This window comes from Pseudonocardia oceani (assembly GCF_019263585.2).
Classification (GTDB): domain Bacteria; phylum Actinomycetota; class Actinomycetes; order Mycobacteriales; family Pseudonocardiaceae; genus Pseudonocardia; species Pseudonocardia oceani.
On the sequence record NZ_JADQDF010000001.1, the window covers coordinates 3,231,923 to 3,246,592 of the forward strand.

Consider the following 14,670-nt stretch of genomic DNA (forward strand, 5'->3'; position numbering starts at 1 on the left):
ATGTGGTCCGTCTTCCCCTCAAACACGTGACCGGGCCCCCTGGCTCCGGTCGTCACCGCCGTCGCACCGGCTACAGGTACAGCCCGGTGCCGTGCTCCGTCCGCTCGGTGGCGACGGCGTGCAGCTCGCGCTCCCGCATCACGAGATACGTCGAGCCCTGGACCTCCACCTCGTACTGGTCGTCCCGCGCGAAGAGCACGCGGTCCCCCACGGTGACGGTCCGGACGTGGTGCCCGATGCCGAACACCTCACCCCACACCAGACGCTTGGCGGCCGTCGCGGTTGCCGGGATGACGATGCCGGCGTTGCTCCGCCGCTCACCCGTGCCCTCGGTGTCCCGCACCATCACGCGGTCGTGCAGCATCTGGATCTCGAGCTCGCCCTGCACCGGCCGAATGCTACGGGCTGCCGCCGACGCCCTCCCGGCGCCCCGCGAGGGGCTCCGGGAACGAGAATGCCCCGCGGTGCTGTCAGGTCGGGGGTCCGACAGCACCGCGAGGCTGTACGTGGAATCGCCGCCCGGGGGCCGTTCGTTAACGCGCATGCCCGCTGGAGGCCCTTTTCACCCTTTCGGGTGCACCGGAGTCACGTCTGGGCGAGCAGGTACCGCCCGAAGTGGGGCACGGTGAACGCGATCTGGCCGCGCTGCGCGGAGAACACCAGCCCCTTCTTGAGCAGGCTGTCGCGGGCGGGTGACAGCGACGACGCCCGCCGCTGCAGGTGCTCGGCGATCCCCGCGGTGCCGACGGGCTCGTCGCGGCCCTCGGTCAGCTCGGCCATCGCCCGCAGGTACTCGCGCTCGGCCGGGGTGGCGCGCTCGAACCGCGACCCGAAGAAGCCGACGGCGAGCTCGGCCTCCGCGTCGGGTGCGGCGACCTTCACGTCGGCGGCGCTGATCGGGGTGCGCGCGGCGGCGTCCCAGGCGGCCTTGCCGTAGGCCTGCACGAAGTAGGGGTAGCCGCCGGAGCGCTCGTAGAGGGCGTCGAGCGCATCGACCTCGAACGTGGCGTCCTCGCGCTCGGCCGGCGCGAGGAGGGCGAAGTCGGCGTCGGCGCGGTCGAGCTGGCCGATGCGGGTGTAGCGGAACAGGCGCTCGGAGTAGGACTTCGACGCCGACAGCACTGCGGGCAGGTGCGGCAGCCCCGCCCCGACGACGACGAGCGGCGAGCGGCTCTGCGACAGCTCGTGGCAGGCCGCGCAGAGCGCCGACACGTCGTCGGGGCGCAGGTCCTGCATCTCGTCGATGAGGATGGCGACGCCGGTCTCCAGGTCGGCGGCCAGCGTCGCGACCTCGGTGAACAGCTCTACGAGGTCGATCTCGATGTCGCCGGAGTCGGCCTTGCCGCTGCGCACGGGCACGTCGATCCCGGGCTGCCAGCGGTCGCGCAGCTTGGCGTCGGCGGGGGCCGAGCGCAGCGCGAACGCCTTGAGGACGCCGAGCACCTCGGCGACGCGCTCGCCGTCGGGGTGGCGGACGGCGAGGTCGCGGACGGCGCGGTGCAGGGCGGCCGACAGCGGCCGCCGCAGGTCGGCGTCGGGCCGGGCCTCGATCTTGCCCGCACCCCATCCGGCCCGGACGGCCATCGAGCGCAGTTCGCCCAGCAGCACCGTCTTGCCGACGCCGCGCAGCCCGGTCAGGACGAGGCTGCGCTCCGGGCGCCCGCGGGCGACGCGCTCCAGCACGATCTCGAACGCGTCGAGCTCCCGGTCGCGGCCGGCGAGCTCGGGCGGCCGCTGACCGGCACCGGGGGCGAAGGGGTTGCGCACGGGATCCACGCACCGGACGGTATCCGCGGTTCTTGCCGGAACCGTAGACATCGCTAGCGAACGCGATGGCGTGTCGTCGATCGGGCCATATGTCGCTCTCTAGTGTCGGTCCGAGAGAGCCGGAGAGTCCGCTACGCGCGGCGGGTGGCGGCGTCGGCCATGCAGAACAGGCCGAACGCCGCGATCCCCACCGCGACGAGGACCAGCAGGCTCGCCCCGGGCGCCGACGACCCGATGACGCGCAGCGCGGCGTCGAGGCCCCCGGCCCGCTGCGGGTCCGACGACAGCGCAGCGCGGCCGGCCAGCACGCCGACCGCGCCCAGCGCCAGCGCCCGCGACAGGTGCCCGGCGACGCCCAGCCACTCGACGGCCGCGCGGGCGAGGGGGCCGATGCGGCGCAGGTCGAGGTCGCCGAGGAACGTGCGGCGCACGCCGGTGTAGGTCATGGCGACGGCCAGCACGAGGATGACGACGGCCGCGGCGCCGAGCAGCAGGCGCCCGCCGGGCAGGCCCAGCGCGGTGGCGGCCAGCGTGCGCGCGGCGGTGTCGCCGCCCTCGCGGCGGACACCGAGCAGGTAGTCGACGACGACGAGCGCGAGCCCGGTGGTCGCGATCGACTTGGCGACGGCCCCGACCCGCTTGCGGAACCGCTCGCCGCCCTCCACCCAGCGGAAGCCCAGAGCCGCCGCGGTGACCTGCCAGACCGCGAACGCGACGAGGCCGACGACCCCGAACGCGAGCGCCGCGAAGCCGCCGGGGGTGCGCGCGACCGTGCCGACGGCACCGTCCGGGTCGGCCGGGGCGTCCGGCACGCCGAACGCGACCTGCAGGGCCAGCCACGCCACGAGGATGTGCACGAGCCCGTACCCGACGAGCCCGACCCGCCCCAGCGCGTCGACGACGACGCCGGGGGCGTCGGACGGGCCGCTCCGGACGAGGCGGCGCAGGCGGACGAGGGGGGTGGTCACCGGACCATTGTTCCCCTCGCTCTCTCTGCGACTCTCTCGTACCGGACCTAGATACCCGGATACGGCGTGATCGCGCCCGGGGATCTGGTTGGGTGGCCCGATGACCGAGATCGTCACCGAGGGCAGCGGCTGGTTCGAGCAGCCCGGCGACCGCGCCGAGCTCGACGTCGGCTTCACCGCCACCGCCCGCACCCGCTCCGCGGCGGTGACGGCGCTGGGCGAGAAGGTCGCCGCCGCCGCGCCCGCGCTGGAGGCCACCGGGCTCCGCGTCGCGCACCGCCGGCTGTGGGTGCACAACGAGTGGCGGCGCGACCGCGTCGTCGGCTGCCGGGCGGCCGAGGACGTGCGGCTCGTCGTCGAGGACGTCGCCGTGCTCGAGCAGGTGCTCTCCGCGCTGATCGGCGCCGAGCCCACCAGCCTCGACGGGCCCCGCTGGGTGCTCTCCGACCCGGCCGCCGCGCGTCGCGAGGCGCAGCGTCGCGCCGTCGCCGACGCCCGCGACCGGGCCGAGGGCTACGCGTCGGCGCTCGGCGTGGGGCTGGGGGAGCTGCTGCGGCTGTCGGAGGCGCCCGAGCACCACGGCGGCCCGATCGCCTACCGGATGGCGGCCCGGGCCGAGGCGGCGGCGCCGGACGTCCGCGACCTGGGCCTGGAGCCCGAGCCGGTGCGCGTGACCGTGCAGTGCACGACCACCTGGGCCACGTCGGCGTAACGCCGCGGCCCGAGTCCCGACAAGCATGTCGTGGACTCCCCGCTACGACGACCCACCGCCGGGCTGCGACGCACGCTGGGTTGGGCGCAGCTGGCCCTGACGGCCGCCGTCGTGCTCGGGGCGGTGCTCGTGGGGCACCTCGTACAGGGGCAGGTCGACGCCCGAACCGCCGGGGCCGACCGCCCGTCGGCGACGGGGACGGCGGTGCTGCCCGAGGTCGCGGCCACCGCGCCGATGGTCGGGTCGCCGGTCTCCTCGCCCTCGGTCACCGAGGGGGGCGCCGTCGGCGACGGGGCGTTGGCCGCCCTGGGCACGCTGCTGGTCGGCTGGACGCTGGTGGCGTCGGCGGGGACCATCGGGCGCCGCCGCCTCGACGATCGCGAGAGCGAGCGCTGGGCCGTCGAGTGGGCCCGCGTCGAGCCGGTGTGGAGCGGGCGCGTCAGCGGGGACTTCTAGCCGAGCCCCGGTGGACGGTCAGGACGCCTTGCGGTCCTCCGGGTCGATGACCGTCCCCTCGACGATCGTCCCCTCGATCACCGGCCGCTGCTCGTCGCGCACGACCGTGCCGTCGACGACGGTGCCCTCCGAGTGGATGCGCGCCGTGCGCAGGCCGGGTGCGCGCTGCTCGGCCGCCGCCACGAGCCGCCGCCGGACCAGCGCCCGGGTGGGCGGGAACACCAGCAGCAGCCCGGCGAGGTCGGTGACCAGGCCCGGCACGAACAGCAGCACCCCGCCCGCGGCGACGAGCAGTCCGTCGGTGACCTCCGCGTGCGCCACCCGCCGGCTGTTGACCGCCTCGGCGAGCGCCTGCGCGGCCCGCACCCCCTCGCGGCGGGCGAGCCACAGCCCGAGCAGGGAGCCGGCCAGCAGGACCACGATCGTCCAGCCGAGACCGATCACCGAGCCGAGCGCGACGAGCGCGACGATCTCGACAACGAGGTACAGGAGCACGAACGGCATACCTCTCCAACGCGCGAGGTGCCGTTCGTGCTCCCGCCGACGTGTCACGACTTGGTGTCACCTGGGCAGGGCGTGCCCCGGGGAGAAGACGGAACCGGGGTCGAGCGCCCGCCGGACGGCGAGCAGGCGCGCGCGGTCGGCGTCGTCCCAGAGCGCGGCGACCCGATCGGGACCGGCCTGCCCGAGGAAGTTGAGCAGGGCCCCGCGTCCCGCCCACGGCGCCATGCGGTCGATCACCGCCTGCGTGATCGCGGGCATCGTCTCGGCCAGCGGCCCGGCCATCGGGCCCAGGGCGAGCAGCGAGAAGGCGGCGTCGCGCCCGGCCACCGCGCCGGGCACGCGCGGCGGCCGCGCCACCGCCCCGCCGAGGTGGCGCAGCTCCACCATGATCAGCGGCACCTGCACGTCCGGCCCCGCGACGGCGAGCAGCGCGTCGACGGCCTCGGCCGGCAGCGCGCGCAGGGTCGCGCCCCGGTCCCACGTCGGCATCGGGTCGGTGGGGTCCATGTGGATGGAGTCCACGGCGGCGTAGGGCATCTCCGCGACCAGGTCCATCAGCGGCGCCGCGACCGCCCGCATCGGGGCGAGCAGCGCCGCGCCCTCGTCGGCGGAGCCCAGGTGCGCCACGCGCAGGTGCACGACGAACTGCCCGCGCAGCGGCTCCGGCAGCGTCGGCAGCGGCGGGAGCCGCAGCAGCGCGATCGAGGTCGTCGTCTCCTCGGGCAGCGTGTCGACCCAGGTGCGGTAGGCGTGCAGCACGTCGGACGCGGCCGCACCGGGGAAGAAGATCCCGCCGCCGTAGAGGGTCGCGACGGGCACCAGGCCGAACTCGATCTCGGTGACGATGCCGAAGTTGCCCTTGCCGCCGCGCAGGGCCCAGAACAGCTCCGGGTCACCGATGGCGTCGACGTGGCGGACCTCGCCCGCCGCCGTGACGAGCTGGACCGACCGGACGTGGTCGGCGGCGAAGCCGTACCGGCGGGCGAGCGGGCCCAGACCTCCGCCCAGGGTGTAGCCGACGACGCCGACCGCGCTCGACGACCCGGACAGCGGGGCCAGCCCGTACGGGGCCGCGGCCTCGATCACCTGCGCCCAGCGCACGCCGGCGCCGACGCGGGCGCTGCGCGACACCGGGTCGACGACCACGCCCGACATCCGCCGGGTCGTGACCAGGACGGTGCCGGCCAGGTCGGAGATGAGCCCGTGACCGGTGGACTGCACCGACACCCGCAGGCCGTGGGCGGCCGCCCAGCGCACCGCGACGGCGACGTCGCCGGCGCAGGTGGCGCCGACGACCAGCGCCGGCCGCGGGGTGTGGGCGGTGTTGAAGCCGGCGACCTCGGCGGCGACGCGCGGGTCGTCGCCCTCGAGGACGGGCCCGGTGACGAGGTCGGAGAGGGTGGGGGCGGGGGCGTTCACGAGGTACCTGCTTCGTCGTCGACGGCGATGTCGAAGGCGACCTGGCCGCCGTCGACGGAGGTGGTGGTGACGGTGACGCCGTAGGTCGCGGCGTCGGCGGTGAGGTCGCAGCGCACGGTGGCGCCGACCTCCGCGGGGAGGTCCGGGCAGGCGACCTCGTCGGGCTCGGTGCCGACCATCGCGGTGAGCTGGTCGAACACGCTCTGCGCGACCTCGGCCCCGTCGACGACGTCCCCGGCGGCGACGTCCTCGGCGGCCGGCTCGGCGGGCGGCGCAGCGGCCGCGCCGCCCACGCGCTCCATCTCAAAGTTGATGTCCCCGTCGGTGAGCGAGGTGACGGTGACCGTCACGTCGAACGGGCCGTCCCCGTCGGTCGCGGCGCAGGTGAGGGTGGAGCCGACGGTGCCGTCGAGGTCGTCGGGGCAGTCGGCGGTCGCGGCGCCGAGCTGCGCGACGATCTGCTGCTCGACGGAGTCGGCGGGCGCGACGGAGCCGCACGCGGTGAGCAGGGCGAGCCCGCACGCGCCGGCGAGCAGTGCCACGCGGTGTCGGGAGGAGGGGGGGTTCATCGGTTCTCCGCTTCCGGTCGGCGGCCGGTCGGCTGCCGAGGTGGGCACACCGTGGCCCACCGGACTTGCGGACGACTGGAGCCGACTTGGAGCCGGCTCCGGTACGGAACGGAGCCTGTCTAGGAGTCGATCCGTGCGAGCCCCTCGCGGGCGCGTCCCGCCCACGCGCCGGCCCCCAGGGCGGAGTCGACCCGCACGGCCTCGGCGAGGTGGGCGCGGGCGGCGGGCAGGTCGCCGGTGCCGGCGGCGAGGCGTCCGAGCACGCCGTGCACCGAGCCCCAGGTCGCGTTGGCGGTGCCCGCGACCACCAGCTCCGGGGCCTGGGGGAGCAGGTCGCGGTAGAGGCGGGCCGGATCGGGTGCGCCCAGCGCCGCGGCGACCTCGCCCCAGGCGCAGAGCAGGAAGTCGGTGCTCCAGTCGGCGGGCAGGGCCACCTGGGTGCGCTCCAGCAGCCGCCGGGCCTGCTCGGTCTCGCCCACCTCGACCAGCGCCAGCAGGGCCACCGGCCGCAGCGTCGCGAACTCGTCCACGGTGGCGTCGACGAGCTCGGACACGACCTCAGCGAGCCGCCCCTGCCCGCGCCGCACGGTCATCCGCTGCACGATCCGGCACCAGCGCGCGCCCCACAGGCTCGTCCGCCGCTGCAGCGCGTCGGCCTCGTCGGCGTGCCGCTCGGCGGCGTCCCAGTCGCCGCGCAGCGTGGCGTGGCCCGCCTCCTGGTAGCTGACCTGCGCGCGCAGCTCGGCGAACCCCAGCTCGGTGGCCAGCCGGGACGCGTGGTCGAGGTCGGAGCGCGAGAGCTCCAGCTCCGCGAACCGCATCGCCAGCGCGCCGCGGTGCAGCCGGGCGACGGCCTCGGTGTGCGCCGGCAGCCCGGCGCCGACCAGTGCGAGCGACTCGTCGAGCGCGGCCCGGCGCTCCCGCTCGGCGCCGGGCACCCATGCTGCCAGGTAGAAGTTGTTCAGCGCGCGCCCCAGCAGCGGGGCGTCGCCGAGGTCGCGGGCGGTCCGGGCGGCCCCGCGGGCCGCCTCGACGCCCTCCGCGCGGCGGTCGGTGTAGCTGACCTCGCAGGCCAGGGTGCCGAGCAGCTCCGCGCGCCGCACCGGGTCGGTCGTGACGGCGAGCAGCTCGTCGAGCCGGGCGACGACCGCGGCGTCGCTCGTGCCGTAGGCGCGCCAGTTCCAGAGGGCGACGCCGCCGAACACGCCCGCGGCCTCCGCGGCGCCGTCGGTGTCGCCGGCCGCGAGGGCCAGCTCGACGGCGCTGGACAGCGCCGCCTGCGCCCCGACGAGGTCGCCCGCGGCGCGGCGGTCGCGGCCCAGCACGACGAGCAGCTCCCGGGGGTCGCCCTGCACCAGCTCGACGGCCCGCGCGACGTGCTCGGCCGCCGTCGCGTGGGCGAAGCGGTCGCGGGCGGCGTCCGCCGCGGCCAGGGCGTGGAGCAGCGCGGTGCCCGGCCCGGCGAACGGGCCGGCCAGGTAGGAGTGGTGGGCCAGCGCGTCGAGGTTCCCGGCGAGCGGCAGCCCCTCCAGGGCCTGGGCGATCCGGCGGTGCAGCCGCGCCCGCTGCAGCCGCGTCAGCCCGGCGACGATCGTCTCGCGCACGAGCTCGTGGCCGAAGCGCCACACCCAGCCGTCGCCCTCCTCGACCACGACGCCGGTGAGCACGGCGGGCTCCAGCAGCGCCGCGATCTGCTCGGCGTCGACCTCGGACGCGGCCTCCAGCACGTCGAGCGGGAACTCCCGGCCGATCACCGCGGCCATCGTCAGCAGGGCGCGGGTGTCGGCGGGCAGCCGGCCCATCCGCCGCTCCAGCACGTCGCGCACGGAGGCGGGGATGTCCGCCGCGCCGGGGCGGGCGTCGAGGCGCCGCTCGCTGCGCAGCAGCTCGATGAGCTCGACCAGGAAGAACGGGTTGCCCTCGGTGCGCCGGCGCAGGTCGCCGGCCAGCACGGGGTCGGCCAGGCCGCGGTCGACGAGCAGCTCGCCGACCTCGGCGACGGGCAGCCCGCCCAGCGCCAGCCGCGTGACGGCGCGCTCGCGCGCGAGGTCGGCGAGGGTGTGGACGAGCGCGTCGGTGCGCTCCTCGGGGGTGTCGCGGAGGGTGGCGAGCACCAGCACGGGCCCGGCGGCGATCCGGCCGACGAGGAAGCGCAGCAGGTGCAGCGAGAGCGGGTCGGCGCCGTGCAGGTCGTCGAGGACGACGAGCAGCGGGCGCTCGGCGGCGGCCGCCAGCAGCGCGTCGGCGATCCGCTCGAACAGCTCGGCGCGGCGGCTGTCGGAGTCGCCCGGTCCCCCGGCGGCCGCGGTGCCGTCGGCGGAGCCGATCGCGCGCAGCACCTGCGTCCACGGCCAGAGCGCGGGCGCGGCGGCCTCGTCGGCGCACCGGCTCCACGCCACCCGCGCGCCCATCTGCTCCGCGGCGGCCACGACCTCCTCGGCCAGGCGGGTCTTGCCGATCCCGGCCTCGCCGCCCAGCAGCACCACCGACCCCGTCCCGGACGCGGCGGCCGCGAGCCGCGCGGCCAGGGCCGCCAGCTCCGTCCGGCGTCCGACGAACCCGGAGCGCCGGGGCGGGTCTGCGGCCGGCGCCGCGACGGGCGCGGGCAGCGGCTGCGGGGCGCGCGGGCCGTCGACGCCGGCGTCCTGGGTGAGGACGGCCCGCTCCAGGCGCCGCAGCTCCGGGCCGGGGTCGATGCCGAGCTCGTCACGCAGCAGGTCGCGGCACGTCGCGAAGGCGCGCAGCGCGTCGGCCTGGCGCCCGGTGCGGTAGAGCGCGAGCATCAGCGAGCCCCACAGTCGCTCGCGCATCGGGTGCACCGCGACCAGGCGCTCCAGCTCCGCGACCGCGCTCTCCGGGCGCCCGTCGGCGAGCATCGCCTCGATGTGGCGCTCCAGGCCGACGGCGCGGAGCTCGGCGAGGCGGGCCCGGTCGGCCTGCACCGCCGACGCGCCGTCGCCCAGGTCGGCGTAGGGCTCGCCGCGCCACAGGCCCAGCGCCGCGATCAGCACGTCGTCGGCCTCGCGGGCGCGCCCGGCGTCGAGCAGGCGCTGGCCCTCGCCCAGCATCGCCTCGAACCGCAGGACGTCGAGCTCGTCGTCGCCGACGGCCAGCAGGTAGCCGGGCGGGCGGGTCAGCAGCCGGGTCGGTGCCGAGCGGGGGGCGCGGCCGGGCTCGAGGAGCCGGCGCAGCTGCGAGACGTAGGACTGGAGGGTGCCGGTGGCCGTGGCGGGCGGCTCGGACGCCCACAGCGTCTCGTTGATCCGGTCGAGCGGGACGACCCGGCCGTGGTCGGCGAGCAGCAGCGTCAGCAGGGCGCGGAGCTTCGGGCTCCCGGGGTCGACGGGACGCCCGTCGGCCGCGACGACCTCGAGAGGTCCCAGCACGCGGAACAGCACCCGCTGGACACTAGTGCGGCCGCGGCGGTCGCTACAGGGTGATCTCCCAGGTCCCGCCGGGGAGCTGCGTGTAGCCGAGGCCCACGAGCATCCGGCGACCCTGGTCGGTGCCAGGGTCTGGGATCCGCGCGATCCGGCAGCCCTCCGCGCGCACCGCCGTGGTGACCTGGCGGGCGAGCCGCGGGCCGTAGCCCCGGCCGCGGTGGTGCTCGGGGACGCCGCCGCCGACGACCGTGGCGACGTCGCCCGCGCGGTGCACCTCGATGGTGGCCTTGGGGTCCTCGCCCGCCGCGGAGCCGATGTCCTCCAGCGTGTAGACCACGACGTCGCCCGCCCCCGTGCCGTGGCGCGGGGTGCGACGCATGAGGTGCGACTCGGCCGCGGTCATGGGAGCAGTGTGCCGGGGCCACTTGTGGCCGACTTGAGGCGCACCGCGCCCGCGCGTACAGCCGACGCCAAGCGCCCGCCCGCACGCTCTGCGACATGACCGACACCGACCGCGCCACCGGCAACGACGTCCGGGGCTTCCTGCTCATGCACGACCAGATCCGCGCCGTCGTCCCCGAGGCGGCCCGCCACGTCCGCGCACTGCGTCCCGGTGACCGCCGCGCGGCCCGCGCGCTGGTCCGCTGGTGGGCGGTGTTCTCCCGCGCCCTGCACCACCACCACACCGCCGAGGACGTCGAGCTGTGGCCGCGCGTGCTGGCCTGCGCGCCCGAGCTCGCCGGCGAGGTGCGGCGCCTGGAGGCCGAGCACGCCCCGCTCGACACCGACCTCGCCGACGTCACCGCCGCGCTGGAGGGCATCGGCACGCTGGCCAAGCCGGAGTTCACCCCGGCCGCCGCGGAGCTCGCCGCCGCCCTGTCACGCCTGGACACCTACCTGCGCCGCCACCTCGCCTCGGAGGAGGACCTCCTGCTCCCCGTCATGCGGCACCGGATCCCCGCCGACGACTGGGCGGCGCTGGAGGCCGCGCTGGCGAAGCAGGGGGACTCCCGCGACACGGCCGTGCTCCTGCCGATGTTCCTGGCCTACTCCGAGCCCGACCGCGTCGCGTTCCTGCGCGGGCAGCTGCCGGCGCCGATCCGCGTGCTGCACGACCTCGTGCTCGGACCGCGGTACCGGCGCCTGCTCGCCGCGCTGCCCGCCGGCGGGGGACCCGCTACCAGGTGAGGGCCAGCGCCGGGTCGGTGAGCAGCGCCCCGACGTCGGCGAGGAAGCGCGAGCCCTGCTCCCCGTCGACGAGGCGGTGGTCGAACGACAGCGCGAGCTGGCACACCGTGCGCACCGCCAGCTCGCCGTCGACCACCCACGGCGTCGGCTTGATCGCACCGACGGCCAGGATCCCGGCCTCGCCCGGGTTGAGGATCGGCGTGCCGGTGTCGACGCCGAACACACCGACGTTGGTGATCGTGAACGTGCCGTTCGCCAGGTCGGCGGGCGGCGTCCTCCCCGACCGCGCGGTGGCCGTCAGCTCCCCGAGCGCCCGCGCCAGCCCGTGCAGGGTGAGCGTGTCGGCGTCGCGGACCTTGGGCACGATCAGCCCGCGCGGCGTGGCGGCGGCGATCCCGAGCTGGACGCGGTCGTAGTAGACGATCTCGCCCGCGGCCTCGTCCCAGCTCGCGTTGATCTCCGGGGTGCGGCGCGCGGCCAGGCACACGGCCTTCGCGACGAACGCCAGCGGCGTCAGCTTCACCTCGGCGTACTCGCGGGTGGCGCGGAGGCGGTCGCGCAGCGCCATCGTCGCGGTGACGTCGACGGCCAGGAACTCCGTGACGTGCGGGGCGGTGAACGCGCTGCTCACCATGGCCGCGGCGGTGTGCTTGCGGACGCCGCGGATCGGTTCGCGGCGGACGCCGCCGCTCGAGGTGCTCGGGGCGGGCGCGACCGGCGCCGCGGCGACGGGCGCGGCCGCGTGGGACTGCACGTCCTCGCGGGTGATCACACCGCCGGGGCCGGTGGGGGTGACGGCGCGCAGGTCCACCCCGAGGTCACGGGCGAGCTTGCGGACCGGGGGCTTGGCCAGGGGCACGGCGGCCGAGCCGTTCGCGGCCCCGCCCGGCCCGGCTCCCGCCGCCGCTCCCGCCGCCGCAGGTTCAGGAAAGCCACTTTCAGGTCCCGTGAGGGCAGGAACGTGGCTTTCCTGAACGGGCGTGGCGGGGGTCGGCGCGCCGCGGCGGGGCCGGCGGGCCGACGCGCCGGGCCGCGGGCCGTAGCCCACCAGGTTGGCGATCCGGCCGTCCTTGCCCGGCTCCCCGATCTTCGCGCCCTGCTCCTCGTCGGAGGAGGCGGGTGCCGGCGACGGGGCCGCCGGCGCCGCCTCTGCCGTCTCGATGCTGATGATCGGCGACCCGACGGACACCGTCTCGCCCGGCTCCACCAGCAGCTTCCCGACCGTCCCCGCGTACGGCGACGGCAGTTCGACGGCCGCCTTGGCCGTCTCGATCTCGCACAGGATCTGGTTGACGGTGACGACGTCGCCCGGGGCGACGTTCCACGTGACGACCTCGGCCTCGGTGAGCCCCTCACCGACGTCAGGCATGGCGAACTCGCGCAGCACGGCCGTCACCAGCCCATCGAGCGGTCGACGGCGTCCAGCACCCGGTCGAGGTCGGGGAGATAGTCCTCCTCGCACTTCGACGGCGGGTACGGGGTGTCGAACCCCGTGACCCGCAGCACCGGCGCCTCCAGCGAGTGGAAGCACTCCTGCTGCACGCGCGCGCACACCTCCGCGGCCACCGACGTCTCCGACGGCGCCTCCGCGACCACGACGAGCCGCCCGGTGCGCCGCACCGAGTCGAACACCGGGCCGAGGTCGAGTGGGGAGAGCGTGCGCAGGTCGATCACCTCGATGTCGTGCCCGTCCGCCTCGGCGGCCGACGCGGCCTCCAGGCAGGTCCTGAGCACCGGGCCGTAGCCGGCGAGCGTCAGCGACGAGCCGGAGCGCGCCACGCGGGAGGAGTGCAGCGGCGCGGGCGTGGCCGTCAGGTCGACCTCGGCCTTCTCCCAGTACCGCCGCTTCGGCTCGAAGAAGATCACCGGGTCGTTGCTCTCGATGGCCTGCTGGATCATCCAGAAGGCGTCGACCGGGTTGGAGCACGCCACGACCTTGAGCCCCGCGACGTGCGCGAACAGCGCCTCCGGCGACTCGCTGTGGTGCTCCACGGCCCCGATGCCCCCGCCGAACGGGATGCGCACGACGACCGGCATGGGAACGCGACCCTGCGAGCGGAAGTGCAGCTTCGCGAGCTGGGAGACGATCTGGTCGTAGCCGGGGAACACGAACCCGTCGAACTGGATCTCGCACACCGGCCGGAAGCCGCGGATCGCGAGGCCTACCGCGGTGCCGATGATGCCGCTCTCGGCGAGCGGGGTGTCGAGCACGCGCTGCTCGCCGAAGTCCTTCTGCAGTCCGTCGGTGACGCGGAAGACGCCGCCGAGCTTGCCGACGTCCTCGCCCATCACGAGCACCTTGGGGTCGCGCTCCATCGCGGCGCGCAGCCCGTCGTTGATCGCCTTCGCCATCGTCAGCACGGCCATGTCAGACCCCCTCGAAGGACGAGTGGTAGGCCAGGAAGGCCTCTCGCTGGGCGTCGACGGCGGGCGAGCCCTCCGCGTAGACCTCCGAGAACATCCGGTCCGGCGCGGGCGCCGGCATGTCGACGCAGTGCTGCCGGAAACGCGCCGCGAGGGCGTCGGACTCGGCCTGCACCTCGCCGAAGAACTCCGGTTCGACGCCCAGGGAGCGCACCAGGTGCACGCGCACCCGCTCGATCGGGTCCTTGAGCTTCCACAGCTCGAGCTCGTCGGCGAGGCGGTAGCGGGTGGGGTCGTCGGAGGTGGTGTGGGCGTCCATCCGGTAGGTGAACGCCTCGATCAGCACCGGCCCGTTGCCGGTGCGGCACTCCTCCAGCGCCCAGCGGGTGACGGCGAGGCAGGCGAGGACGTCGTTGCCGTCGACGCGGATGCCGTCGAAGCCGTAGCCCTGCGCGCGCTTGTAGAGCGGCACGCGGGTCTGGCGCTCGGTGGGCTCGGAGATGGCCCACTGGTTGTTCTGGCAGTAGAAGACGACAGGAGCGTCGTAGACGGCGGCCCAGACGAAGCCCTCGTGCACGTCGCCCTGGCTGGTGGCGCCGTCACCGAAGAAGCAGATGGTGGCCTCGCTGTCGGGGCCGTCGCCGACCTTGCCCTCGAACTTCTGGCCCATCGCGTAGCCGGTGGCGTTGAGGCACTGGTTGCCGATGACGATCGTGTACAGGTGGAAGCCGGTGGACTTCGGGTCCCAGCTGCCGTGGTCGGTGCCGCGGAAGATCCCGAGCAGCTCGGTGGGGTCGACGCCCCGGGCCCACGCGACGCCGTGCTCGCGGTAGGACGGGAACGCCATGTCCTGCGGTGCCATCGCCCGGCCGGCGCCGATCTGCGCGGCCTCCTGGCCCAGCAGCGGGACCCAGATCCCGAGCTGGCCCTGGCGCTGCAGCGCGTTGCCCTCGCGGTCGAAGCGCCGGACCAGGACGAGGTCGCGGTAGAGCTCCTTGAGCGCCTCCACGTCGATGTCGGCGGCGTAGGGGTCGAAGCGCGGGTCGGGCACCCGCTCGCCCTCGGGCGTGAGCAGCTGGACGAGGTCGGCGCCGCCCTCGTCGGTGCCCTTCAGCCCGGCGACGACGTGATCGGGGCCCGGGCGGGGCGACGGGGTGGACGACGTCGACGGCGTCCAGTCCTGCGGTGCGGACACGGGTGCTCCTCGCTGGTTCGGCCCGGTCCGGTTCGTGGCCGGGCACGGGACGGCGGGTCCGGCGTGCGCGGGCGCGGGGTGTGGGCCCGCACACGTACGGCTCTTCCCCGACATCCTGGCACGAGCGGGCGTCCGCGCGGGAGCA

14 protein-coding genes are annotated in these 14,670 nt (G+C 75.8%); 3 read left to right on the top strand and 11 right to left on the bottom strand.

The window, feature by feature from the left end:
• Nucleotides 1-70: 70 nt before the first annotated feature.
• The 3 genes from I4I82_RS16205 to I4I82_RS16215 form a co-directional block, all read right to left on the bottom strand.
• A complete protein-coding gene (locus I4I82_RS16205) occupies nucleotides 71-364 on the bottom strand; it encodes a GroES family chaperonin (RefSeq protein ID WP_218592384.1) in 294 nt (97 codons plus the stop codon).
• A 221-nt stretch (nucleotides 365-585) separates the two neighbouring features.
• Nucleotides 586-1,776, bottom strand: coding sequence for an ATP-binding protein (locus I4I82_RS16210; RefSeq protein ID WP_218592373.1), 1,191 nt, complete (start codon nucleotides 1,774-1,776; stop codon nucleotides 586-588).
• 122 nt (nucleotides 1,777-1,898) lie between these two features.
• Nucleotides 1,899-2,735, bottom strand: a complete 837-nt coding sequence (locus tag I4I82_RS16215) for a DUF1206 domain-containing protein (RefSeq protein ID WP_218592374.1) — start codon at nucleotides 2,733-2,735, stop codon at nucleotides 1,899-1,901.
• Between the two features lie 100 nt (nucleotides 2,736-2,835).
• Between I4I82_RS16215 and I4I82_RS16220 the strand changes: the two genes are divergently transcribed.
• A complete protein-coding gene (locus I4I82_RS16220; protein WP_218592375.1) occupies nucleotides 2,836-3,447 on the top strand; it encodes an SIMPL domain-containing protein in 612 nt (203 codons plus the stop codon).
• 30 nt (nucleotides 3,448-3,477) lie between these two features.
• Nucleotides 3,478-3,903 carry a hypothetical protein gene (locus I4I82_RS16225; RefSeq protein ID WP_218592376.1) on the top strand — a complete coding sequence of 142 codons (426 nt, stop codon included), beginning with the start codon at nucleotides 3,478-3,480 and terminating at the stop codon, nucleotides 3,901-3,903.
• An 18-nt stretch (nucleotides 3,904-3,921) separates the two neighbouring features.
• Here I4I82_RS16225 and I4I82_RS16230 read toward each other — a convergent pair whose 3' ends face one another.
• From I4I82_RS16230 to I4I82_RS16250, 5 genes are all read right to left on the bottom strand, one after another.
• On the bottom strand, nucleotides 3,922-4,407 hold the full coding sequence (locus I4I82_RS16230; RefSeq protein ID WP_218592377.1) for an FxsA family protein: 486 nt from the start codon (nucleotides 4,405-4,407) through the stop codon (nucleotides 3,922-3,924).
• Nucleotides 4,408-4,464: 57 nt separating this feature from the next.
• The gene (locus I4I82_RS16235) at nucleotides 4,465-5,826 is read right to left on the bottom strand and encodes an FAD-binding oxidoreductase (protein ID WP_218592378.1); all 1,362 of its coding nucleotides are present in this window, start codon (nucleotides 5,824-5,826) and stop codon (nucleotides 4,465-4,467) included.
• Nucleotides 5,823-6,395 (bottom strand): DUF4333 domain-containing protein, encoded by a 573-nt coding sequence (locus tag I4I82_RS16240; RefSeq protein WP_218592379.1) that lies wholly within the window; start codon nucleotides 6,393-6,395, stop codon nucleotides 5,823-5,825. The genes I4I82_RS16235 and I4I82_RS16240 overlap by 4 nt, the downstream gene beginning before the upstream one ends.
• A 119-nt stretch (nucleotides 6,396-6,514) precedes the next feature.
• Nucleotides 6,515-9,793 carry an ATP-binding protein gene (locus I4I82_RS34450; RefSeq protein ID WP_218592380.1) on the bottom strand — a complete coding sequence of 1,093 codons (3,279 nt, stop codon included), beginning with the start codon at nucleotides 9,791-9,793 and terminating at the stop codon, nucleotides 6,515-6,517.
• Between the two features lie 31 nt (nucleotides 9,794-9,824).
• A complete protein-coding gene (locus I4I82_RS16250) occupies nucleotides 9,825-10,181 on the bottom strand; it encodes a GNAT family N-acetyltransferase (protein ID WP_218592381.1) in 357 nt (118 codons plus the stop codon).
• Between the two features lie 95 nt (nucleotides 10,182-10,276).
• On the opposite strand from I4I82_RS16250, the gene I4I82_RS16255 reads away from it, so the two are divergent.
• Nucleotides 10,277-10,966, top strand: a complete 690-nt coding sequence (locus tag I4I82_RS16255) for a hemerythrin domain-containing protein (protein ID WP_218592382.1) — start codon at nucleotides 10,277-10,279, stop codon at nucleotides 10,964-10,966.
• Here the strand turns inward: I4I82_RS16255 and I4I82_RS16260 are convergent.
• The 3 genes from I4I82_RS16260 to pdhA are packed head-to-tail and all read right to left on the bottom strand — an operon-like array spanning nucleotide 10,956 to nucleotide 14,525.
• On the bottom strand, nucleotides 10,956-12,335 hold the full coding sequence (locus I4I82_RS16260; RefSeq protein WP_218596491.1) for a dihydrolipoamide acetyltransferase family protein: 1,380 nt from the start codon (nucleotides 12,333-12,335) through the stop codon (nucleotides 10,956-10,958). The two genes, I4I82_RS16255 and I4I82_RS16260, sit on opposite strands and share 11 nt — an antisense overlap.
• Nucleotides 12,336-12,358: 23 nt before the next feature.
• Nucleotides 12,359-13,333 (bottom strand): alpha-ketoacid dehydrogenase subunit beta, encoded by a 975-nt coding sequence (locus I4I82_RS16265; protein ID WP_218589240.1) that lies wholly within the window; start codon nucleotides 13,331-13,333, stop codon nucleotides 12,359-12,361.
• Between the two features lies 1 nt (nucleotide 13,334).
• Entirely contained in the window at nucleotides 13,335-14,525 is a 1,191-nt protein-coding gene (pdhA, locus tag I4I82_RS16270; protein ID WP_226370089.1) for a pyruvate dehydrogenase (acetyl-transferring) E1 component subunit alpha, read from the bottom strand.
• Nucleotides 14,526-14,670: the final 145 nt, after the last annotated feature.